We start from the raw sequence: 231 nt of genomic DNA, 5'->3' as shown, positions 1-231 counted from the left end.
TCATAACGACGCAAAAGCGCACTTAACTTGTCATGCGTTTTACGTGAATGAAGAATAACAGGTAAATTAAATTCAATAGCCAGTTTAAATTGCTCAATAAGAAAATGTTCTTGTTTTTCGGGTTGAGGATTTTCCATATAACCATCAAGCCCTATTTCTCCTATTGCGACACAACGAGAAGATAATAACTGTAGCCATTCATGTAATTGAACTAGATGTTGTTCTGTATGC

1 protein-coding gene is annotated in these 231 nt (G+C 35.1%); it reads right to left on the bottom strand.

The genetic code is table 11. The features are described 5' to 3' along the window. A partial coding sequence (locus M983_RS16800; RefSeq protein WP_210433267.1) for a TatD family hydrolase occupies positions 1-231 on the bottom strand: 231 nt, incomplete at both ends.

The sequence above is a fragment of the Proteus myxofaciens ATCC 19692 genome (genome assembly GCF_001654855.1).
GTDB lineage: Bacteria > Pseudomonadota > Gammaproteobacteria > Enterobacterales > Enterobacteriaceae > Proteus > Proteus myxofaciens.
Note: the sequence above shows the minus strand (reverse complement) of the source record. Positions and strands in the feature narration are given on the sequence as shown.